Source organism: Acidovorax sp. 210-6 (assembly GCF_010020825.1).
GTDB lineage: Bacteria > Pseudomonadota > Gammaproteobacteria > Burkholderiales > Burkholderiaceae_C > Simplicispira > Simplicispira sedimenti.
The window spans coordinates 3,461,555-3,482,966 of sequence record NZ_JAACJE010000001.1; the positions used below are offsets into that span (position 1 = coordinate 3,461,555).

General features: G+C 67.2%; 17 protein-coding genes and 1 riboswitch. All 17 genes read right to left on the reverse strand.

The features are described 5' to 3' along the window. Positions 1-104: 104 nt before the first annotated feature. The 17 genes from thiC to rsmH all read right to left on the reverse strand — a co-directional run bounded on the left by thiC (position 105) and on the right by rsmH (position 21,405). Entirely contained in the window at positions 105-2,000 is a 1,896-nt protein-coding gene (gene thiC, locus GWK50_RS16060) for a phosphomethylpyrimidine synthase ThiC (protein WP_162017364.1), read from the reverse strand. A 112-nt stretch (positions 2,001-2,112) separates the two neighbouring features. Then, a riboswitch (TPP riboswitch) is annotated at positions 2,113-2,231 on the reverse strand. A gap of 9 nt (positions 2,232-2,240) precedes the next feature. After that, on the reverse strand, positions 2,241-2,417 hold the full coding sequence (locus GWK50_RS19665) for a hypothetical protein (protein ID WP_197905028.1): 177 nt from the start codon (positions 2,415-2,417) through the stop codon (positions 2,241-2,243). A 177-nt stretch (positions 2,418-2,594) separates the two neighbouring features. Then, entirely contained in the window at positions 2,595-3,518 is a 924-nt protein-coding gene (lpxC, locus tag GWK50_RS16065; RefSeq protein WP_162017365.1) for a UDP-3-O-acyl-N-acetylglucosamine deacetylase, read from the reverse strand. Between the two features lie 208 nt (positions 3,519-3,726). Continuing rightward, the gene (gene ftsZ / locus GWK50_RS16070) at positions 3,727-4,959 is read right to left on the reverse strand and encodes a cell division protein FtsZ (RefSeq protein ID WP_162017366.1); all 1,233 of its coding nucleotides are present in this window, start codon (positions 4,957-4,959) and stop codon (positions 3,727-3,729) included. Positions 4,960-5,123: 164 nt separating this feature from the next. Next, the gene (ftsA, locus tag GWK50_RS16075) at positions 5,124-6,353 is read right to left on the reverse strand and encodes a cell division protein FtsA (RefSeq protein ID WP_162017367.1); all 1,230 of its coding nucleotides are present in this window, start codon (positions 6,351-6,353) and stop codon (positions 5,124-5,126) included. A 34-nt stretch (positions 6,354-6,387) separates the two neighbouring features. After that, on the reverse strand, positions 6,388-7,185 hold the full coding sequence (locus tag GWK50_RS16080; RefSeq protein ID WP_162017368.1) for a cell division protein FtsQ/DivIB: 798 nt from the start codon (positions 7,183-7,185) through the stop codon (positions 6,388-6,390). Next, complete coding sequence (locus tag GWK50_RS16085) at positions 7,182-8,189, reverse strand: D-alanine--D-alanine ligase (protein WP_277950301.1); 1,008 nt, start codon at positions 8,187-8,189, stop codon at positions 7,182-7,184. The genes GWK50_RS16080 and GWK50_RS16085 overlap by 4 nt, the downstream gene beginning before the upstream one ends. After that, a complete protein-coding gene (gene murC, locus GWK50_RS16090; protein WP_162017369.1) occupies positions 8,186-9,619 on the reverse strand; it encodes a UDP-N-acetylmuramate--L-alanine ligase in 1,434 nt (477 codons plus the stop codon). The genes GWK50_RS16085 and murC overlap by 4 nt, the downstream gene beginning before the upstream one ends. 265 nt (positions 9,620-9,884) lie before the next feature. Then, entirely contained in the window at positions 9,885-10,946 is a 1,062-nt protein-coding gene (murG, locus tag GWK50_RS16095; protein WP_162017370.1) for an undecaprenyldiphospho-muramoylpentapeptide beta-N-acetylglucosaminyltransferase, read from the reverse strand. A 163-nt stretch (positions 10,947-11,109) separates the two neighbouring features. Continuing rightward, complete coding sequence (gene ftsW / locus GWK50_RS16100; protein WP_162017371.1) at positions 11,110-12,390, reverse strand: putative lipid II flippase FtsW; 1,281 nt, start codon at positions 12,388-12,390, stop codon at positions 11,110-11,112. Next, the gene (locus GWK50_RS16105; protein WP_162017372.1) at positions 12,387-14,342 is read right to left on the reverse strand and encodes a Mur ligase family protein; all 1,956 of its coding nucleotides are present in this window, start codon (positions 14,340-14,342) and stop codon (positions 12,387-12,389) included. The genes ftsW and GWK50_RS16105 overlap by 4 nt, the downstream gene beginning before the upstream one ends. Next, a complete protein-coding gene (gene mraY, locus GWK50_RS16110) occupies positions 14,339-15,517 on the reverse strand; it encodes a phospho-N-acetylmuramoyl-pentapeptide-transferase (protein WP_162017373.1) in 1,179 nt (392 codons plus the stop codon). The genes GWK50_RS16105 and mraY overlap by 4 nt, the downstream gene beginning before the upstream one ends. An 18-nt stretch (positions 15,518-15,535) precedes the next feature. Continuing rightward, entirely contained in the window at positions 15,536-16,957 is a 1,422-nt protein-coding gene (gene murF, locus GWK50_RS16115; RefSeq protein WP_162017374.1) for a UDP-N-acetylmuramoyl-tripeptide--D-alanyl-D-alanine ligase, read from the reverse strand. Further along, positions 16,954-18,444 (reverse strand): UDP-N-acetylmuramoyl-L-alanyl-D-glutamate--2,6-diaminopimelate ligase, encoded by a 1,491-nt coding sequence (locus GWK50_RS16120; RefSeq protein WP_162017375.1) that lies wholly within the window; start codon positions 18,442-18,444, stop codon positions 16,954-16,956. Before GWK50_RS16120 ends, murF begins: the two co-directional genes overlap by 4 nt. Beyond that, on the reverse strand, positions 18,441-20,186 hold the full coding sequence (locus tag GWK50_RS16125) for a penicillin-binding protein 2 (RefSeq protein ID WP_162017376.1): 1,746 nt from the start codon (positions 20,184-20,186) through the stop codon (positions 18,441-18,443). Before GWK50_RS16125 ends, GWK50_RS16120 begins: the two co-directional genes overlap by 4 nt. Then, the gene (ftsL, locus tag GWK50_RS16130; RefSeq protein ID WP_162017377.1) at positions 20,183-20,479 is read right to left on the reverse strand and encodes a cell division protein FtsL; all 297 of its coding nucleotides are present in this window, start codon (positions 20,477-20,479) and stop codon (positions 20,183-20,185) included. The genes GWK50_RS16125 and ftsL overlap by 4 nt, the downstream gene beginning before the upstream one ends. Then, on the reverse strand, positions 20,476-21,405 hold the full coding sequence (rsmH, locus tag GWK50_RS16135) for a 16S rRNA (cytosine(1402)-N(4))-methyltransferase RsmH (protein ID WP_242455404.1): 930 nt from the start codon (positions 21,403-21,405) through the stop codon (positions 20,476-20,478). The genes ftsL and rsmH overlap by 4 nt, the downstream gene beginning before the upstream one ends. Positions 21,406-21,412: the final 7 nt, after the last annotated feature.

The following is a 21,412-nucleotide window of genomic DNA, read 5'->3' on the forward strand; positions in this document are numbered from 1 at the left end:
GCAGCGTCTTACCCCTCCCGTAGCCTTGTGGGCTACCTTTGGTTGCAATATAGCCCAGCCCCCTGTTGCCGTATCACAGGGTTATCACGGCTGGGCACAGGTGCTCATCGCTGCGGATGCAAGGGCACGTAGAAGCTGCCACCAGCACGCTGGAACTCCTCGGCCTTGGCGGCCATGCCCTGCTGCAGCGCAGCATCCTCGGCCAGGCCCTTCTGGGCCGCAAAGTCGCGCACCTCTTGCGTGATCTTCATGGAGCAGAACTTCGGCCCGCACATGGAGCAGAAATGCGCCACCTTGGCGCTGTCCTTGGGCAGGGTCTCGTCGTGGTACTCCTGCGCCGTCTCCGGGTCCAGGCCCAGGTTGAATTGGTCCTGCCAGCGGAAGTCGAAGCGCGCCTGGGAAAGCGCGTCGTCGCGCGCCCGCGCGCCCGGGTGGCCCTTGGCCACGTCGGCGGCGTGCGCGGCGATCTTGTAGGCGATGATGCCCTGCTTGACGTCGTCGCGGTCGGGCAGGCCCAGGTGCTCCTTGGGCGTGACGTAGCACAGCATGGCCGTGCCCATCCAGCCGATCATGGCCGCGCCGATGGCTGACGCAATATGGTCGTAGCCCGGGGCGATGTCGATGGTCAGCGGGCCCAGGGTGTAGAACGGCGCCTCGTGGCAGGTCTTGAGCTGCTCGGTCATGTTGGCCTGGATCATGTGCATGGGCACATGGCCGGGGCCTTCGATCATGGTCTGCACGTCGTGCTTCCAGGCGATCTGGGTCAGTTCGCCCAGCGTGTGCAGCTCGGCAAACTGGGCTTCATCGTTGGCGTCGGACGCGCAGCCAGGCCGCAGGCCATCGCCCAGGCTGAAGGCCACGTCGTAGCTCTTCATGATGTCGCAGATGTCCTCGAAATGCTCGTACAGGAAGCTCTCGCGGTGGTGCGCCATGCACCACTTGGCCATGATGGAGCCGCCACGCGAGACGATGCCCGTGCGCCGCGCCGCCGTGAGGTGGATGTAGGCCAGGCGCACGCCGGCGTGGATGGTGAAATAGTCCACGCCCTGCTCGGCCTGCTCGATCAGGGTGTCGCGGAAGATTTCCCAGGTCAGGTCCTCGGCGATGCCGCCGACCTTCTCCAGCGCCTGGTAGATCGGCACGGTGCCGATGGGCACGGGCGAGTTGCGCACGATCCAGTCGCGCGTGGTGTGGATGTTCTTGCCGGTGGACAGGTCCATCACGTTGTCGGCGCCCCAGCGGATGGCCCAGACCAGCTTCTCCACCTCCTCCTCGATGCTCGAGGTGACAGCCGAGTTGCCGATGTTGGCGTTGATCTTGACGAGGAAGTTGCGCCCGATGGCCATGGGCTCGACCTCGGGGTGGTTGATGTTGGCCGGGATGATGGCGCGGCCGCGCGCGACCTCGTCGCGCACGAACTCGGGCGTGATGATCTTGGGGATGCTCGCGCCCAGCGGGTTGCCCATCAGGCGCTGCTCACGCGCTGCGTCCTGCTGGTACTGCGCCATCCACTCACGGCGACCGTTCTCGCGGATGGCCACGTATTCCATCTCGGGCGTAACGATGCCTTTGCGCGCGTAGTGCATCTGCGTGACGTTGGCACCGCTCTTGGCGCGCAGAGGCTTGCGTTGCAAGGCGGCGGCCTCCAGGCGCAGCTGCGCCAGGCGCGCGGCGTCCTCGCTCTTCTGGCCGTCGTCCAGCGCCACGGGAGGGCGGCCGGCGTAGGCCTCGGAGTCGCCACGCGCGCCGATCCAGGCGCCGCGCACGCTGGGCAGGCCGCGCCGCACGTCGATCACGGCCTGCGGATCGGTGTAGGGGCCGGAGGTGTCGTACACGCTGACCACCTCGCCGTTGGTGAGCTGGATGTCGCGCACCGGCACCTGCAGGTCTGCGTGAAGCTGGCCCGGCAGATAAGCCTTGCGCGAGGCCGGGAAAGGCTCGCGGGCACGCGCCAGCTGGGCGGCGAAGGAGTCATGGGCAAGGGGTTCGGGGGCGTTCATGGTCAGGTCTCCTGGGTCCGGATGGTGGGGTGCTCCGGACTGGACCTGCGCCCGCCGCAGGCACGGTTCGCGCCTGCGGTGCGGCGTGTCTGCCGGATGGGCAGCCACGCAAACTGGGAGGGTCGGCTCTTCTTCCGCCGGCATGAACCGGATCAAGTTCGTCGGGTTCGCAGCAGGCCTGACAACAGGCCGTTTGCATCTCAGCGCATCAGCACACCCCGGAGCAGGCGCGAGTATAGGTCAGATGCCGCGTTCGAGGATCAGCACAGCGAAGAAGACACCCGCCGCGATCATCGTCCACTTGAGAACGACAAAACCCAGGCGCTTGTAGCGCGCCTGCCCCGTGCCGGCATAAAAAGCAAAGCACAGCGCCGCCACAAACAGCAGCAGCATGATGAGCCAGCGGAACAGCAGCATGCGCTCTATTCCCCGTGCAATGTGACGCCGAGGGCGATTGTCACTGGCGCGCTCCAGACCAGCGGCCGCCGCGCAAGGGTCGCCCCGCCGCGCTGAGCAAGCGCTCCCCCTTCCCGCATCGCGCAGCGAGGCGAGAGAAGGGGGAAGGCGCGCAGCGCCACAGGGGGTTGTTTCATGTCACCAGGCGCGCGCAGGTTGCGCGAAGCCGGTGGGCGCGAGGCGCTCGTTGTCAAAAGTGACGACCTCCCAGGCCTCCGGGTGGGCCTCCAGCTCCCGCAACAGCAGGTTGTTGAGCGCGTGGCCTGAGCGGAAGGCACTGTAGGCCGCCAGCAGGGGCTTGCCCACGAGGTACAGATCGCCCATGGCGTCCAGAATTTTGTGCTTGACGAACTCATCGTCGTAGCGCAGACCGTCGGCATTGAGCACCTTGTAATCGTCCATGACGATGGCGTTGTCCAGCCCGCCGCCCAGTGCCAGGCCGCTGGAGCGCATCATCTCCACGTCCTTGGTGAAGCCGAAGGTACGCGCGCGCGCGATGTCGCGGCTGTAGTTGCCGGTGCCGAGGTCGAATTCCACACACTGCCCCGTGGAATCGACCGCCGGATGGGCGAAATCGATCTCGAAGCGCAGCTTGAAGCCGTGGTAGGGCTCCAGGCGCGCCCACTTGGCCTGCGCGCCCTCGCCATGGCGCACTTCCACCGGCTGCTTGACGCGAATGAAACGCCGCGGCGCGTTCTGCAAGGCAATGCCTGCGCTCTGCAACAGGAAGACAAACGAGGCCGAGGAGCCGTCGAGAATGGGCACTTCTTCGGCGGTGATGTCCACATACAGGTTGTCCACCCCGAGGCCCGCGCAGGCCGACATGAGGTGCTCTACCGTGTGCACCCGCGCGTCACCCACCGAGATGGTCGATGCCATGCGGGTGTCGGTCACCGCCAGGGTGGACACCGGAATGTCCACCGGCTCGGGCAGATCAATGCGCCGAAACACGATGCCGGTGTCGGGCTGCGCCGGGCGCAGGGTCAACTCCACGCGCTGACCGCTGTGCAGGCCCACGCCCACCGCACGGGTGAGGGACTTGAGGGTACGTTGCGCAAGCATCCCGCAATTTTAGTGCGGCTGGCCCTCGGCCGCAGCACTGTTCAGCTATGGCTTCAATAGAAACAAAAACGCCCGCGCCTTAGCGCCCCAAGCCAGCGACCGCCGCGCAAGGGCCGCCCCGCCGCGCTGGCGGCGCCCCCCTTCCCGCGCTGCGCAGCAGCGCGAGAGAAGGGGGGAGCGGCGAAGCCGCTCGGGGGGTTGCTCCGAATCAATCTGCCTGCTTGCGCAGGAAGGCCGGGATCTCCAGATCGTCCATACCGCCCGACACCAGCGCATCGACCCGCGCTGCAGCCTGCGTGCGGTTGGTGCGCCACACACTGGGCACCGCCATGTTGCCGTAGTCGGCGCCGCCAGCGGGAGCCGCCATGCCAGAAGCCATGCCCCCAGCGGCCATGCTGTTGCCCACCATGGGGTACGCCATGTTGTCGGTACCGGTGCGCAAGCCGCCCTGCACCACCGAAATGGGCTGGCGCCGCGCGTTGGCACGGGACAGGCCCGTGGCCACGACCGTGACACGCAGTTCGTCACCCAGGCTGTCGTCGTAGGCAGCACCATAGATGACATGTGCATCGGGCGATGCGTAGGCGTTGATGGTGCTCATGGCCAGGCGCGATTCGGACAGCTTGAGGCTGCCACGTGCCGCCGTGACCAGCACCAGCACGCCCTTGGCGCCGGAGAGGTCGATGCCTTCGAGCAGCGGGCAGGCCACGGCCTGCTCGGCGGCGATGCGTGCGCGGTCCGGGCCGCTGGCGGTGGCGGTGCCCATCATGGCCTTGCCGGGTTCGCCCATCACGGTGCGCACGTCTTCAAAGTCCACGTTCACATGGCCGTACTCGTTGATGATCTCGGCAATCCCGCCCACGGCGTTTTTGAGCACGTCGTTGGCGTGGGCAAAGGCCTCGTCCTGGGTGATGTCGTCACCCAGCACTTCCAGCAGCTTCTCGTTGAGCACCACGATCAGCGAATCGACATTGGCTTCCAGTTCAGCCAGGCCGTTGTCGGCGTTTTGCATGCGGCGGCCACCTTCCCAGTCGAAAGGCTTGGTCACCACGCCCACGGTGAGGATACCCATCTCCTTGGCCACACGCGCGATCACCGGGGCCGCGCCCGTGCCCGTGCCACCGCCCATACCGGCGGTGATGAACAGCATGTGCGCGCCTTCAATGGCTGCGCGGATTTCCGCTTCGGCCGCCTCGGCAGCTTCGCGGGCCTTCTCGGGCTTGCTGCCTGCACCCAGGCCCGTGCCACCAAGCTGGACCACACGGTGCGCCGTGCTGCGCGCCAGGGCCTGTGCATCGGTGTTGGCGCTGATGAACTCCACGCCCTGCACGCTGCGCGCAATCATGTGCTCGACGGCATTGCCACCGCCGCCGCCCACACCAATCACCTTGATCTGGGTACCCTGGTTGAAGTCTTCGGCTTCGATCATTTCAATGGTCATCTTGCAGCTCCTCTTTCATCAATTCTCAAATGGGTTTCAGGTTCTTGTCTGGAAACGGTGTCAATTTCGGGGACTCGCGGGCGGTGGCGGCCCAGCACTGCGCCAGCGCCCGCGCAGTCTTCGTTGCGGGCTGGCCCGCGAAAGCCACAAGGGGAAGTTCATGGTCAGAAGTTCCCCACGATGAAGTCCTTGAGGCGGCCAAAGACCGACTGCACGGCGCCGCCCTTGTGCGCCACCTTGAAACCCCGCAGCCGGGCCAGGCGTGCCTCTTCGAGCAGGCCCATCACCGTGGCGGCGCGCGGCTGGGCCACCATGTCGGCCAGCGCGCTCGAATACTTCGGAATGCCCCGGCGCACCGGCTTGAGGAAAATGTCTTCGCCCAGTTCCACCATGCCCGGCATGACCACGCTGCCGCCGGTGAGCACGATGCCCGAGGACAGCACTTCCTCGTAGCCCGACTCACGGATGACCTGCTGCACGAGCGAGAAAATTTCCTCGACGCGCGGCTCGATCACACCCGCCAGCGCCTGCTTGCTGAGCATGCGCGGCCCCCGGTCGCCCAGGCCCGGCACCTCGACCTGTGCCTCGGGATCGGCCAGCAATTGCTTGGCAAAACCGCTTTCGACCTTGATGTCCTCGGCGTCCTTGGTGGGGGTGCGCAATGCCATCGCTATGTCGCTGGTGATGAGGTCACCCGCGATCGGAATGACGGCCGTGTGGCGGATTGCGCCACCGGTGAAGATGGCCACATCCGTGGTGCCCGCACCAATGTCCACCAATGCCACGCCCAGTTCGCGCTCGTCGTCCGTCAGCACGGCCTGGCTGCTGGCCAGCGGGTTGAGCAGCAGTTGCTCCACTTCCAGCCCACAGCGGCGCACGCACTTGATGATGTTCTCCGCTGCGCTTTGCGCGCCTGTCACGATATGCACCTTGGCCTCCAGGCGGATGCCGCTCATGCCGATGGGCTCCTTCACGTCCTGCCCATCGATCACGAACTCCTGCGGCTCCACCAGCAGCAATCGCTGGTCGCTGGAAATGTTGATGGCCTTGGCCGTTTCCACCACGCGCGCGACGTCGGCGGCGGTGACTTCCTTGTCCTTGACGGCTACCATGCCGCTGGAATTGATGCCCCGGATATGGCTGCCCGTGATGCCGGTATAGACCCGCTGGATCTTGCAGTCGGCCATCAGCTCGGCCTCTTTCAGCGCCTGCTGGATGCTTTGCACCGTGGCGTCGATATTGACCACCACACCGCGCTTGAGACCGTTGCTCGGCGCCACGCCCAAGCCTGCCAGCTTGAGTTCGCCGCCGGGCAACACCTCGGCCACCACGGCCATGATCTTGGCCGTGCCGATGTCCAGCCCTACCACCACATCTTTGTATTCTCTTGCCATATGCGTCTTGTGCCTTTTGTTCTGAGCGTGCCTGTCAGCGGCGCACGGTAGCGCCCTGCTGCCCCTCCAGCACCGTGGTCACCCCGCGCAGGCGCAGCGCGTAGCCGCTGCTGTGGCGCAGGTCTGCCGATTCCAGCGCGTCCGCGCGGCGCCCGTACTTGCCAGCCACTTGGGTGAGCGTGCGCACGAAGCGCTGCAGGCGCAGGGCCAGCTCTTCGTCGCTGCCTGCCCCCAGTTCGATCTCGGCTCCGCTGTCGAGCACCATGCGCCAGCTCCCCCGACGGTTGAACTCCAGCACCTGGATGTCCCAGTCAAGTGGCTCCACGATGTGCTGCAGCTTCGCGTGCATTTGCAGCATCTGCGCCGAAGCCCCCTCGGGCCCGGCCAGGCGTGGCAACAGGTCGTATTCGGGATCGTCGGCGCTGGCATCAAACACCTCGCCAAAATCATTGACCATGGTGGTGCTGGATTCCGCGCCCCAGTGGGCCACCGGGCGGTGCTCTTCCAGCAACACACGCAGCGTGCCGGGGTACTGGCGCTGCACCTGCGCCTTGCGCACCCAGGGCACCTGCTCGAAGGCGGCGCGGGCGGCCTGCAGGTTCAGCGTGAAGAAATTGCCTGTCAGGCGCGGTGCCACGTTGGCCCGCAGGGTCACGGCACTGTGGTGCGTCACATCACCCTCCACCACCAGCCGCGTGATGGCAAAGGCGGGCAGGCGCATGAGCCAGGCCGCCAAGGCTGCCAGCAGCAGGGCGGCGCAGCCCATGAACAGGGCCGTGGCGGTCCAGTTCATGAGGCGCACATCCAGCGGTGCGGGCAGGGTTTGGTTCACGCCTGAACCTCCTGCGGCGGCGAGTCGAGCGCGGCGCTGGCCAGCAGGCGCAGGCACAGGTCTTCATAGCTGATGCCTGCGGCGCGCGCCGACATGGGCACCAGCGAGTGGCCGGTCATGCCGGGGGACGTGTTCATCTCCAGCAGGAAGGGCTTGCGGTCGCTGGCGCGCACCATCAGATCCGCGCGCCCCCAGCCGCGGCAACCCAGCGCACGGTAGGCGGCCAGCACGATGCGCTGGATCTCGCGTTCCTCGGCCTCGGGTAGTCCACTGGGACACTGGTATTTCACGTCGTCGGTGAAGTACTTGTTCTGATAGTCGTACGCACCGTCCGGCGCATTGATGCGAATCACCGGCAGCGCCACGGCATCTGCGCCCTGGCCCAGCACCGGGCAGGTGACTTCCTCGCCTTCGATGAATTCTTCGCACAGCACGTCGGGGTCGTAGCGCGCCGAGAGCCGCACGGCTTCCTGCATGTCCGAACACCCCTGCACCTTGGTCACTCCGATGGATGAGCCCTCGCGCGGCGGCTTGACGATCAGCGGCAGGCCCAGCTCGTCGGGCACGGTGCGCACGGTTTCACGGTTCTGGCGCTCGGGCGCCAGCCAGACGTAGCGTGGCGTGGGCAGTCCCTCGGCCAGCCAGACGCGCTTGGTCATCACCTTGTCCATGGCAATGCTGGACGCCATGACGCCCGAACCGGTGTACGGAATGCCCAGCAACTCCAGCGCGCCCTGCACCGAGCCGTCTTCCCCATGCCGCCCGTGCAGCGCGATGAAGCAGCGCGCATAGCCAGCGCGCTTGAGTTCGCACAGTTCGGTGTGCGCGGGGTCGAAGGCATGGGCATCCACGCCGCGCGCGCGCAACGCCTGCAGCACACCCGCACCGGACATGAGCGAGACCTCGCGCTCAGCCGAGGTGCCGCCCATGAGCACGGCCACCTTGCCCAGCGCGGCCGGGGTGGGCAGAAGCTGCCCGGTGGTCTTGGCATCCATTGCGGTCATTGCGCTTTCTCCTCCTGCCCTCTTTGCTCTGTATTTGATAGCAACTCAACCAGTCTTCCCGGCATGTTGCCGATGGAGCCTGCGCCCATGCACAGCACCACGTCGCCGTCCTGCGCCATGGCTGCGATGGCCTGGGGCAGATCAGCCACGTCCTCCACAAACAGGGGCTCCACACGCCCCACCACGCGCAGCGCACGCGCCAGCGATCGACCGTCGGCAGCCACCACGGGCGCCTCGCCTGCGGCATAGACTTCGGTGAGCAGCACGGCATCGGCGCTGCCGATGACCTTGACGAAGTCCTCGAAGCAGTCGCGCGTGCGCGTGTAGCGGTGTGGCTGGAAGGCCAGCACCAGACGCCGCCCGGCAAAGGCACCGCGCGCCGCCGCCAGCGTGGCCGCCATTTCCACAGGGTGGTGGCCGTAGTCATCGATCACGGTGAAGCGCCCACCATCCTTGGCGGGCAGGTCGCCATAGCCCTGAAAGCGCCGCCCGACGCCCCGGAAGCTGGCCAACGCACGCAGCACGGCCTCGTCGGGAATGTTCAGCTCCACCGCCACGGCAATGGCCGACAGGGCGTTGAGCACGTTGTGCTCGCCCGCCAGGTTGAGCACCACCTCCAGGTCGGGCAGCGTCACGCCATTGCGGCGCTGCACGGTGAAGTGCATCTGCGCCCCCACAGCCCGCACGTTGACGGCGCGCACCTGCGCGTCCTCCGAAAAACCGTAGCTGGTGATGGGGCAGGACACCTCGGGCACGATCTCGCGCACCGCCGGGTTGTCGATGCACAGAATGGCCGTGCCGTAGAACGGCATGCGGTGCAGGAAATCGACAAAGGCCTTTTTGAGCCGCGCGAAGTCGTGGCCGTAGGTCTCCATGTGGTCGGCGTCGATGTTGGTCACGACGGCCATCACGGGCAGCAGGTTGAGGAACGAGGCGTCGGATTCGTCAGCCTCGACCACGATGTAGTCGCCGCTGCCCAGCTTGGCGTTGGCCCCGGCACTGTTCAGGCGCCCGCCGATGACGAACGTGGGGTCCAGTTCCCCCTCGGCCAGCACGCTGGTGACCAGGCTGGTGGTGGTGGTCTTGCCATGCGTGCCAGCAATGGCGATGCCGCGCTTGAGGCGCATGAGCTCGGCCAGCATGAGCGCCCTCGGCACCACGGGGATTTTCTTTTCGCGCGCGGCCAGCACCTCGGGGTTGTCGCTTTTGACGGCGGTGGAGGTGACCACCGCATCCGCCCCGGCAATGTGCGCTGCCGCATGCCCCACAAAGGTCTGCATGCCCAGGCCCTGCAGGCGACGCAGCGTCGCGCTGTCGGACAGGTCCGAGCCCGAAATGCGGTAGCCCAGGTTGAACAGCACCTCGGCAATGCCGCTCATGCCAGCACCCCCAATGCCGACGAAATGGATGTGGCGGATGGCGTGTTTCATAGAGCCTGTCCAAAGTCTTTTCGCGGCGCCCGCAAGGAAGCAAGAAGCCGCAATCTAGGCGCGTACCGCAGCCCATGCTGGTAGCCTGGGCAAGGTGCGCAACGACGAGTGCGGCTTCTTGCTGCCTTGCCCGAAGGGTTGCCCCGCAGAGGCAGCGCCTGCGGCGTTGCCCATCCTCGCCGCACACCAGTGCGGCTTGCGGCGGGCGCCTTGCATCCGCTGCCTCTGCGGGGCAACGGGCACCACGAAAAGACTTTGGACAGGCTCATGCGAGCTCCTCACACGCGGTCACCACCTCGCGGGTGGCGTTGATCTTTTGCATTGTTTTGGCCTTCAGCGCCCGTTCCATCAGCGCTGTACGCTCTGTATTTTGTAGCATTTCGGCCAAGCTTTGGGGAGAAAGATCGCGTTGTTGCACCAACCATCCACCCCCGGCCTGCACCAGGAACTGCGCGTTGGTGGTCTGGTGGTCGTCCACCGCCGCCGGAAACGGCACAAACACGGCGGCAGCGCCCACAGCGGCAATCTCTGTCACCGTGCTCGCGCCCGCGCGGCAGACGATGATGTCGGCCTGCGCGAAGGCGCTGGCCGTGTCTTCGATAAAGGGCGTCAGCTCGGCCTGCACATCGGCGGCCTCGTAGTTGGCGCGCAGTTGCTCGATCTGCGCCGCGCCACTTTGGTGTGTGACCACAGGGCGCCGGTCCGGCGGGATGAGCGCCAGCGCCTGGGGCACGATGTCATTGAGCGCACGCGCCCCCAGGCTGCCACCCACCACCAGCAGGCGCAGCGGCCCGGTGCGGCCCGCAAAGCGCTCTTGCGGCGCCTCCTGGCGCGTGAAGGCAGCGCGCAGCGGGTTGCCCACCCACTGGCCTTTCTTGAGCACCTCCGGAAAGGCCGTGAACACGCGGTCGGCCACGCCCGCCAACACCTTGTTGGCCATGCCAGCCACCGAGTTCTGCTCGTGCAGCACCAGCGGCTTGCCGGCCAACACAGCCATCATGCCGCCCGGAAAGCTGATGTAGCCGCCCAGGCCCACCACCACATCCGGCTGCACCCGGCGCACCACGCACCAAGCCTGCCAGAAGGCGCGCAGCAGCCGCAGGGGCAGCAGCGCCAGCGTGGCGAGGCCCTTGCCGCGCACACCGGAAAAGTCGATGGTCTCCAGCGCAAAACCATGCGGTGGCACGATGCGCGCCTCCATGCTGTCGGGTGCCCCCAGCCAGTGCACACGCCAGCCGCGCGCACGCAGCTCCTCGGCCACGGCCAGACCGGGGAAGATGTGGCCGCCGGTGCCTCCGGCCATGATGAGGGCGGTCTTGGCGCTCATACACGCCCTCCTCTCATCAGGCGCTTCGCGCCTGGCATTGCTGGCGCAATGCGCGGTTTGTTTTGGTGAAACAAACTGCTCATACGCGGCCTCCGCGCATCGAATACTGCGCATTCGGCAGCGCTGGCGCGCTGCAGCAGCCCGTTTTGGTGAAACAAACTGCTCATACGCGGCCTCCGCGCATGAGCAGCTTGTTTTCATAATCAACCCGCAACACCACCGCGAGCGCCACCAGGTTCATCAGGATGGCCGAGCCGCCATAGCTCATGAGGGGCAGCGTCAGCCCCTTGGTGGGCAATGCGCCCAGATTCACGCCCATGTTGATGAAGGCTTGGAAACCGATCCAGATGGCCACGCCCTGGGCCACCAGGCCTGCGAACACGCGGTCCAGCGCAATCGCCTGGCGGCCGATGTGCATGATGCGCCGCGTCATCCAGAGGAAGGCCACGATGAGCACCAGCACGCCCACCAGACCGAATTCCTCGCCGATCACCGCCAGCAGGAAGTCGGTATGTGCTTCGGGCAGCCAGTGGAGCTTTTCCACGCTGCCACCCAGGCCTACGCCAAACACTTCGCCGCGGCCAAAGGCGATCAGTGCATGCGAGAGTTGGTAGCCCTTGCCCAGCGCGTGCTGCTCGCTGAAGGGGTCCAGATAAGCAAACACACGCTCGCGCCGCCAGGGCGAGCTGACGATCATCAGCGCGAATGCCGCCACCAGAATGGCCGCGATGAGGAAGAACATGCGCGCATTCACGCCGCCCAGGAACAGAATGCCCATGGCGATGACGGCCACCACCATGAAGGCGCCCATGTCGGGCTCGGCAAGCAACAGCACCCCGACCACCGCCACCGCCGCCCCCATGGGCAGCACGGCGCGGAAGAAGCGCTCCTTCACATCCATCTTGCGCACCATGTAGTCGGCGGCGTAGATGAGCACAGCGAACTTGGCCAGCTCCGACGGCTGGAAGCTGATGGGCCCCAGCGCCAGCCAGCGCCGCGCCCCGTTGACGACCTTGCCCACCCCCGGCACCAGCACCACGACCAGCATCAGCAGGGCCGCCCCAAAGAGCCAGGGGGCCAGCCGCTCCCAGGTGCGCATGGGCATCTGGAACGCCAGCAGCGCCGCCACGAAACCCATCACCAGGTAGAACGCGTGGCGCGTGAGGAAATGGGTGGGCGCGTAGTTGGAAAAGCGTGGGTTGCCCGGCAGCGCGATGGACGCCGAGTACACCATCACCAGTCCCCAGGACAACAGGGCCACCACCACCCACAGCAAGGCCTGGTCAAAACCCAGCACGCTGGCGGGGGTGGCCGTGGTCTGGCGGTACTCGGTACCGCCCACGCGCACGGGCAGTACATCGGCCGCCTGGCTGCGCGCGCTGCCCAGCCACTGCGTCAGGCGCTGCCATGGATTGCTTGGGGTGCGTGTGGCCGCGTTGCTCATACGCCGCCTCCCAAGTCCTGGCCTGCGTCCTGCGCCAAGGCCTGCACGGTATCGACAAACACCTGCGCACGGTGCGCATAGTCGCGGAACATGTCCAGGCTGGCGCAGGCGGGCGAAAGCAGCACCGCATCACCCGCATGGGCGCGCTGTGCGGCCCAATGCACGGCATCGGGCAGCGTGGCGCAGTCGTGCAAGGCAATGCCGGTGCCCTGCAGCGCGGTGCGAATGGCCGGTGCATCGCGCCCGATCAGCACCGCCGCGCGGGCGTAGCGCGCCATGGGCGCGGCCAGCGGGCTGAAGTCCTGGCCTTTGCCGTCGCCACCCAGGATGACGACCAGGCGCCGCTCGGGCCCCAGCCCATTGAGGGCGGCCACCGTGGCACCCACATTCGTGCCCTTGCTGTCGTCGAAGAATTCGACCTCGTTCACCGTGCCCACCGGCTCGACCCGGTGCGGCTCGCCCCGGTATTCGCGCAGGCCATACAGCATGGCCGAGAGCGGGCAACCCGCTGCCTGCGCCAGCGCCAGTGCCGCCAGGGCATTGGTGGCGTTGTGGCGCCCGCGGATACGCAAGGCGTCGGCGGGCATCAGGCGCTGGATGTGCAGCTCCTCCTCGGCGTTCTTGCTGCGGCGCAGGGTTTCGTCGGCCTCTTGCGCGCGCACCAGCCAGGCCATGCCGTTGACGACCTCGATACCGAAATCGCCCGGCCGCTGCGGCATGTCTGCGCCAAAGGTCACATGGGCGCGGTGCTGGGGCTTTTGCAGCCTCTGCTTCACTGGCGGCGGCATGGACGGCGCCCCCACGCTTGCCACTGCGTGCGCTGCGCTGCCCCCCAAGGGGGCTGCTGCCGCCTTCGGGCGGCCGGGCGGCGGCAGCATGTGCATCACCAGCGCATCGTCACGGTTGAGCACCATCAGGGCCTGCTCGCCAAAGATGCGTGCCTTGGCCGCGGCGTAGGCGGCCATGTCGCCGTGCCAGTCCAGGTGGTCCTGCGTGACGTTGAGCACCGCTGCGGCCGTGGGCTCGAAGCCGCGCACGCCGTCCAGCTGAAAGCTCGACAGCTCCAGCACCCAGGCCTCAGGCAACTGGCCGGCGTCGATGCGCTCGGCCAAGGTATCCAGCAGCGTGGGGCCGATGTTGCCTGCCACCGCCACCGACTTGCCCGCATGCGCCACCAGCTTGCCGGTGAGCGAGGTCACCGTGGTCTTGCCGTTGGTGCCGGTGATGGCCAGCACGGCAGGCGCGTAGCCATGGGCGGCACGCAGCGCGAGCAAGGCCGAAGAATACAGGTCAATTTCGCTTCCAACGCTTATTCCACGGGCGCAAGCAGCTACAAAAACAGGAGCAATCACTTGCGGAGCCAGGCCGGGCGAGCGGTACACCGCGCTGAAGTTCGCACCGTCGAGCAAGCTCGCATCAAAGGCTCCGGCCACAAAACGCACCTGGGGCAGCTCGGCGCGCAATTGCGCCAGCTGCGGCGGGGCCTCGCGCGTGTCGGCCACCGTCACCTGGGCACCGCAGCGCGCACACCAGCGCGCCATGGCCAGGCCCGATGCGCCCAAGCCCAGCACCAGCACCTCCTGGTCCTGCAGGGGCTTGCTGCCCTCCAGGGGCCAGCCTTCGGGTACGGGGTCGGGTGCGGCGGGCGGCTCCTCGGCGGTGGGTTCGGGTGCCGCGGGTTCGACGGCCTCGGCGCCCGGGTCGGACACCGGGGTTTCGGCAAAGATGCGCGCCACAAAAGCCGCGGCCTCGCGCGCGGCGTCCAGGGTTTGGGGCAGCTCGTGCTGGGGCGCCGGGGCCACCACCGCGGGCGCAGCGCCACTGCTCCCCAGATCCGCTGCAGCGGACTCAGCAGGCATGGCCGGTGCGCCAGCCTCATCTTCCGCAGGCTGGGGCAGCGCCAAGGGCGTGCCTTCGGCGGTGGGGGGGAGGTGCTCGTCCAGCGGATTCATCGCAGCTTCAGGGTGGACAGGCCGATGAGGCACAGCAGCATGGTGATGATCCAGAAACGCACGACCACCTGCGTCTCCTTCCAGCCGCTCTTCTCGAAATGGTGGTGCAGCGGCGCCATCTTGAGCAGACGCCGGCCTTCGCCGTACTTGCGCTTGGTGTACTTGAACCAGCTCACCTGCAGCATGACCGACAGCGCCTCGACCACAAAGATTCCGCCCATGATGGCCAGCACGATTTCCTGGCGCACGATGACGGCAATGGTGCCCAGGGCACCGCCCAGCGCCAGCGCGCCCACATCGCCCATGAACACCTGGGCCGGGTGGGTGTTGAACCACAGGAAGGCCAGGCCCGCACCCGCCATGGCGGCACAGAAGATGAGCAGCTCACCCGCACCCGGAATGTGCGGGAAGAACAGGTACTTGGAATACACCGAGCTACCCGCCACGTAGGCAAAAACGCCCAGCGCCGAGCCCACCATGACCACTGGCATGATGGCCAGGCCGTCCAGGCCGTCCGTCAGGTTGACCGCGTTGCTGGAACCCACGATCACCAGGTAGGTAAGGATGACGAAGCCCAGCACGCCCAGCGGGTAGCTCACTTCCTTGAAGAACGGCACCAGCAGGCCCGCCTTGGGCGGCAAGCTGACATCAAAACCCGAACTGACCCAAGTGAAGAACAGCTCCAGCACCTTGAGGTTGGAGCTTTCGGAAATGCTGAACACCAGGTACAGCGCCGCCGCCAGCCCGATGAGCGACTGCCACAGGTACTTCTCGCGCGAAGGCATGCCGTTGGGGTCTTTGTAGACCACCTTGCGCCAGTCGTCGGCCCAGCCGATGGCACCAAACCCCAGCGTGACGATGAGCACGATCCACACAAAGCGGTTGGACAGATCGGCCCACAGCAGGGTGGCAATGGCAATGGCCAGCAGGATCAGCACTCCGCCCATGGTGGGCGTGCCGCTTTTGACATGGTGCGTTTCCATGCCGTTGGTGCGGATGGGCTGGCCGATCTTCAGTGCCGTCAGGCGCCGGATCACCGCAGGCCCGGCGAGCAGGCCGATGAGCAGCGCTGTCATCGCACCCAGCACGGCACGCAGCGTGAGGTACTGGAACACGCGCAAAAAGCCCAGCTCGGGCGACAGGCCTTGCAGCCATTGGGCCAGCCACATCAGCATGGTGCACCTCGACCGGTTTCAATGCGTCGTGCCATGGTCGGCCTCCTGCGCCGCAGCGGCGGCTTGCGCGGTGGAGGTCAATGCCTCCACCACCTGTTCCATCTTCATGAATCGCGATCCCTTCACCAGCACGCTGCCCACCTCGGGCAGCGCCTGCCGCACCGCTGCCAGGAGCGATGCCATGTCGTCAAAATGCGTGGCTGTGCCAAAGGCCTTCGCGGTGTGCCGCGACAGCGTGCCCAGCGCGTACAGCCGCTCGATGCCGCGTGCACGCGCATGGCCCCCGGCCTCGGCGTGGAACTGCGGCCCCTGGTCGCCCACCTCGCCCATATCGCCCAGCACCAGCAGGCGCGGCGCGGGCAGTTCGGCCAGCACCTCGATGGCGGCGTGCATGGAGTCCGGGTTGGCGTTGTAGCTGTCGTCCACCACGGTGACGGTGCGCTCGCCGCAGCGCACACCCAGCGCACGCGAACGGCCCTTGACCGGCGCGAACGCGCTCAGGCCGCGCGCAATGGCGTCCAATGGCACGCCCGCCGCCAATGCGCAGGCTGCGGCGGCCTGGGCGTTGGTCACGTTGTGGCGGCCCGCAATGTGCAGCGCACATTCCAGCGGCCCTTGCGGCGTGGCCAGGATGACCTGCCAGGCGCCGCCCTGCCACTGGGCCTGTGTGCAGCGCACATCGGCCTGCGCACCACCAAAGGTGATGCAACGCCGCCCCGCCGCCAGGTGCTGCCACAGCGCGGTGTAGGCATCGCCCGCCGGTAACACGGCCACGCCGTCTTCGGGCAGCGCGGCCAGCACCGAGCCGTTTTCTTCGGCCACGGCCTGCACGGTGTGCATGAATTCCAGGTGCTCGCGCTGCGCGTTGTTCACCAGGGCCACGGTGGGCTGGGCAATGCGTGCCAGCAGGGCGATCTCGCCGGGGTGGTTCATGCCCAGCTCGACCACGCCCACGCGGTGCGAGGCGTTCAGGCGCAGCAGGGTTTGCGGTACGCCGATGGCGTTGTTGAGGTTGCCGCGCGTGGCAAACGCGGCATCCTGCGCGTGCGCCTGCAGGATGGCGGCAATCATCTGTGTGACCGTGGTCTTGCCATTGCTGCCGGTGACCGCGATCAAGGGCAGGTTGAACTGCGCACGCCACGCAGCAGCCAGGTGGCCCAGGGCCTGCAGGCTGTCGGGCACTTCGATGCCCGGCAGCCCGGCGGCCTGCAGGCCGCGCTCGGCCAGGGCGGCCACAGCGCCGCTGGCGCGGGCCTGGGCCAGAAAGTCGTGGGCGTCAAAGCGCTCACCGCGCAGGGCCACGAACAGATCGCCCGGCTGCAGGGTGCGCGTGTCGGTGTGCACGCGGGCCAGGGGCGTGGCGCCATCGCCCACCAGGCGTGCACGCGGCTCGCGTGACTGGATCCAGGCGAAAACCTGCTGCAAGGTCATGCCCGTCATGGGGTGCCTCCTCGGCGCTGGAGTGCTGTGATGGCTTGTGCCATGTCCGAGAATGGCTGTCGCACGCCCGCCGTTTCCTGATAGTCCTCGTGGCCCTTGCCTGCGATGAGCACCACATCGCGCGCATCGGCCTCTTGCAGGGCCAATCCGATGGCGGCAGCGCGGTCCGGTTCGGCGCGCACGGTTTCCCCGGCAATGGTGCCCAGCAGGATCTGGTGCAGGATGTCGGCAGGCCGCTCGCTGCGCGGGTTGTCGCTGGTCACCACGACCCAGTCGGCGTGGCGCTGCGCAATGCCGCCCATCAGCGGGCGCTTGCCCGCGTCGCGGTCGCCACCGCAGCCAAACACGCACCAGAGCTGGCCGCCACGCTCTTGCGCCAACGGTCGCAGGGCTTGCAGTGCCTGCTGCAGGGCGTCGGGGGTGTGGGCGTAGTCCACGGCCACCAGCGGTTGGCCGGGCTGCACGATGCGCTCCATGCGGCCCGGCACGGGCTGCAACTGTTCGCAGGCACGCACGGCCTGCTCCAAGGGCACGCCCAGGGCGCGCTGCGCGGCAATCACGCCCAGCAGGTTGGAGACGTTGTAGCTGCCGATCACCTGCGTTTGCAGCATCAGGCTGCGTTCCCCTTCGCGCACACAAAAACGCAGGCCGCCCTCACCCAGCGTGACCTCGGTGGCGCTCAGGCGGGCGGCCGTGTGCTGCGAGAGGCTCCACAGGTCGATGCCACGCCCCTGCAAGGCTGCATGCAGGGCGGCACCCTGGGGGTCGTCGATGTTGATGGCAGCGGCACGCAGGCCAGGCCAGTCGAACAGCGCGGCCTTGGCCTGCCAGTAGGCCTCCATGCTGGCGTGATAGTCCAGGTGGTCTTGCGTGAAGTTGGTGAACACCGCCACGGGAATGCGCGTGCCCACCAGCCGGTGCTCGGCCAGGCCGATGGAGGAGGCCTCGATGGCGCACGAGCGCGCACCGGCATCGGCAAACTGCCGGAAGGCGCGCTGCAGCAGCACAGGGTCTGGCGTGGTCATGCCCGTGGACTCCAGGCGCCCGGCAAGCCCCACACCCAAAGTACCCACCAGGGCACATGGGCCAAGCGCTGAATGCTCCTGATTCGATAGTGCCTGCGCCAACCACCAGGTGGTGCTGGTCTTGCCGTTGGTGCCCGTGACGGCCACCACCTTCAGCGCCTGGCTGGGCTGGCCGAACCAGGCGGCAGCGATGTCGCCGGTGGCCTGCTTGAGGCGGGGCAGCGCGGCGATGTCGTCGCCCGCAAAGGCGTAGGGCAGCACGCCCTCATGCTCGACCAGGCAGGCCGTGGCGCCGCGCACCAGGGCGTCGCGCACATGGGCACGGCCGTCGGTGGCAGCGCCGGGCCAGGCGATGAAGCCATCCCCCGGCGCGATGCGGCGGCTGTCGGTGTGCAGCGTGCCGGTGACGCGCGCGCGCAGCCACTGCACGGCCTCGTGGAAATCGGTCAGGGTGCGGATCACAGCGGCTCCTCCACCACCTCGGCCACGATCTGCGGCTTGACGTCCATGTCGGGCTGCACGCCCATCATGCGCAGCGTCTGCTGCACCACTTCGCTGAACACGGGTGCTGCCACCGCACCGCCGTAGTACACGCCGTTGCTGGGCTCATCGATCATCACCGCGACGATGATGCGTGGCCGGTCGATGGGCGCCATGCCGGTGAACCAGGCACGGTACTTGTTGGTGGCGTAGCTCTTGCCCACCTGCTTGCGCGCGGTACCCGACTTGCCGCCCACGGAGTAGCCCAGGGTCTGCGCCTTCTGGCCCGTGCCACCTGGGCCCGCGGCCATCTGCAGCATCTTGCGCACGGCGTCGGCCGTCTTGGGCGAGAACACGGGCACGCCCACGACCGGTTCGCTGCTCTTGAGCATGGTGGCCGGGATGATCTGCCCCTGGTGCGCAAACACGGTGTAGGAACGCGCCATCTGGAACAGGCTGGCCGAGAGACCATAGCCATAGGACATGGTGGCCTGCTCGATGGGGCGCCAGGTCTTGTACGGGCGCAGGCGACCGCTCACCACGCCGGGGAACCCGAGCTGGGGTTTTTGCCCGAAACCGGCGGCCGAGAAGGTTTCCCACATCTCGCGCGCGGGCATCTGCATGGCGATCTTGGTGGTGCCCACGTTGCTGGACTTCTGGATCACACCCTCCACGGTGAGTGCGCCGTAGTTGTGCGTGTCCGAAATGGTCGATCCGGTGATGGTCAGACGCCCTGGCGAGGTGTCGATGACCGTCTGGGGCCGCACGCGCCCGGTCTCCAGTGCCAGCGCAATGGTGAAGGGCTTCATGGTCGAGCCGGGCTCGAAGGTGTCGGTCAGCGCGCGGTTGCGCAGTTGCTCGCCCGAGAGGTTCTGGCGCTTGTCGGGCGCGTAGCTGGGGTAGTTGGCCAGGGCCAGCACCTCGCCCGTCACGGCATCGAGCACCACCACGCTGCCCCCCTTGGCCTTGTGCGCCTGCACCTGGTCGCGCAGCTTCTGGTAGGCAAAGAACTGCACCTTGCTGTCGATGGACAACTGCATGTCGCGCCCATCGACCGGCGGGCTGATCTCTCCCACGCCATCGACCACGCGGCCCAGGCGGTCCTTGATCACGCGGCGCGAGCCCGGCTTGCCGGCCAGCAGGTCATTGAAGGCCAGCTCCATGCCCTCCTGGCCCTTGTCCTCGACGTTGGTGAAGCCCACCACATGGGCTGCGGCCTCGCCCTCGGGGTACTCGCGCTTGTATTCCTTGCGCAGGTAGATGCCCTTGATGCCCAGGGCCACGATCTGCTGGCCCAGGTCCCAGTCGAGCTGGCGCTTGATCCAGACGAAGGTCTTGTCCTCGTCGGCCAGCTTGCCCATCAGGTCCTTGAGCGGCATGCCCATGAGCCGGGCGAGTTCCTTGAGCTTGGCGCGCACCTGGGGATCGTCGTGCGCGACGTCCTCGGGAATGGCCCAGATGCTGGCCGCAGGCACGCTGGAGGCCAGGATGAGACCATTGCGATCCAGGATGCGCCCCCGGTTGGCGGGCAGCTCCAGCGTCCGCGCAAAGCGCACCTCGCCCTGGCGCTGGAAGAATTCGTTGCCCACCACCTGCACGTAGGCCGCGCGCAAGCCCAGGCCCACAAAGCCCAGGGCGATCATGCCCACGATGAACTTACTGCGCCAGACCGGCGTCTTGCTGGCCAGCAGCGGGCTGGTGGCGTACAACACACTGCGGCTCATCGCTGCACCTCGGATGCGGCCGGTGTGGGCAGGGGATTCACCACGTACTGCGTGATGGCCGGCGTGGCCGTGCGCATCTGCAGGCGCGCACGCGCAAGCTGCTCCACCCGCAGCGGCGTGGCCTGGGCGCGCTTTTCCACCTGCAGACGCTGCTGCTCGGTTTCCAGGCGCCGCGCCTCGGCGTTGGCGCGGTCCAGCTCGGTGTAAAGCTGGCGCGATGCGTACTGCGTGTGCACCAGGTACAGCGCACTGGCAATCACCGCGAGCAGCAGGGCGATGTTCAGGCGCGTCATGCCGGCACCTCGGTACGCTCGGCCACGCGCATCACGGCGCTGCGCGCACGCGGGTTGGCCGCCACCTCGGCGGCACCGGGCTTGATGCGCGCCAGCGCCTTGAGCCGCATGGGCTGCGGCGCGGCAAAGGGGGCACGGCGGTCGTACACCTCCTTGGAGTGCTGCGCGACGAACTGCTTGACGATGCGGTCCTCCAGCGAGTGGAAGCTGATGACCACCAGCCGCCCGCCAGGCCGCAGCACCGACAGGCTGGCCTCTAGCGCCTGTTGCAGCTCTTCAAGCTCGGCGTTGATGAAAATCCGAAGAGCTTGAAATGTGCGCGTTGCAGGGTTCTGGCCCGGCTCGCGGGTTTTGACCGCGCCAGCCACGAGGTCGGCCAGTTCTGCGGTGGATGCAACAGGACCCCGTTCCTGCCGCCGAGCAACAATCGCCTTTGCAATGGGGCCAGCAAACCGTTCTTCACCGTATTCACGTATCACCTCCGCAATCTGCCCTACTTCGGCACTGGCCAGCCACTCGGCCACGCTTTGTCCGCGCGTGGTGTCCATGCGCATGTCCAGCGGGCCATCGAAACGGAAACTGAAACCCCGTTCGGGGGTGTCGATCTGGGGCGAACTCACGCCGAGGTCCATCAGCACGCCAGCAGCGCTGCCGACCGGGAGGTCGGCCAGATGGCGAAAACCTTCATGCCGAATGGAAAAACGCGCATCCTGGATGCGCGCTGCTTCTTGGATGGCTTCGGGGTCCTTGTCGAAGGCCAGCAGACGCCCCTGGGGCGAGAGCCGTGAGAGGATGCGCCGCGAATGCCCTCCGCGCCCGAAAGTGGCATCGACCCACTGGCCCGCAGGCGCGTCGCCCGCGCCCGCCAGGAGCGCATCGACCGCTTCGTCCAGCAGTACGGTGGTGTGTGCAGCCGTGGTGGTCAAGCGCGCC

Coding starts and splice junctions, on each gene's coding strand:
- murF (WP_162017374.1), bottom strand. CDS start 16,957: ATGACGGGCATGACCTTGCAGCAGGTTTTCGCCTGGATCCAGTCACGC.
- GWK50_RS16105 (WP_162017372.1), bottom strand. CDS start 14,342: ATGAATCCGCTGGACGAGCACCTCCCCCCCACCGCCGAAGGCACGCCC.
- ftsZ (WP_162017366.1), bottom strand. CDS start 4,959: ATGACCATTGAAATGATCGAAGCCGAAGACTTCAACCAGGGTACCCAG.
- ftsW (WP_162017371.1), bottom strand. CDS start 12,390: ATGAGCAACGCGGCCACACGCACCCCAAGCAATCCATGGCAGCGCCTG.
- murG (WP_162017370.1), bottom strand. CDS start 10,946: ATGAGCGCCAAGACCGCCCTCATCATGGCCGGAGGCACCGGCGGCCAC.
- ftsL (WP_162017377.1), bottom strand. CDS start 20,479: ATGACGCGCCTGAACATCGCCCTGCTGCTCGCGGTGATTGCCAGTGCG.
- ftsA (WP_162017367.1), bottom strand. CDS start 6,353: ATGGCAAGAGAATACAAAGATGTGGTGGTAGGGCTGGACATCGGCACG.
- GWK50_RS19665 (WP_197905028.1), bottom strand. CDS start 2,417: ATGCTGCTGTTCCGCTGGCTCATCATGCTGCTGCTGTTTGTGGCGGCG.
- GWK50_RS16125 (WP_162017376.1), bottom strand. CDS start 20,186: ATGAGCCGCAGTGTGTTGTACGCCACCAGCCCGCTGCTGGCCAGCAAG.
- murC (WP_162017369.1), bottom strand. CDS start 9,619: ATGAAACACGCCATCCGCCACATCCATTTCGTCGGCATTGGGGGTGCT.
- GWK50_RS16085 (WP_277950301.1), bottom strand. CDS start 8,189: ATGACCGCAATGGATGCCAAGACCACCGGGCAGCTTCTGCCCACCCCG.
- mraY (WP_162017373.1), bottom strand. CDS start 15,517: ATGCTGATGTGGCTGGCCCAATGGCTGCAAGGCCTGTCGCCCGAGCTG.
- thiC (WP_162017364.1), bottom strand. CDS start 2,000: ATGAACGCCCCCGAACCCCTTGCCCATGACTCCTTCGCCGCCCAGCTG.
- lpxC (WP_162017365.1), bottom strand. CDS start 3,518: ATGCTTGCGCAACGTACCCTCAAGTCCCTCACCCGTGCGGTGGGCGTG.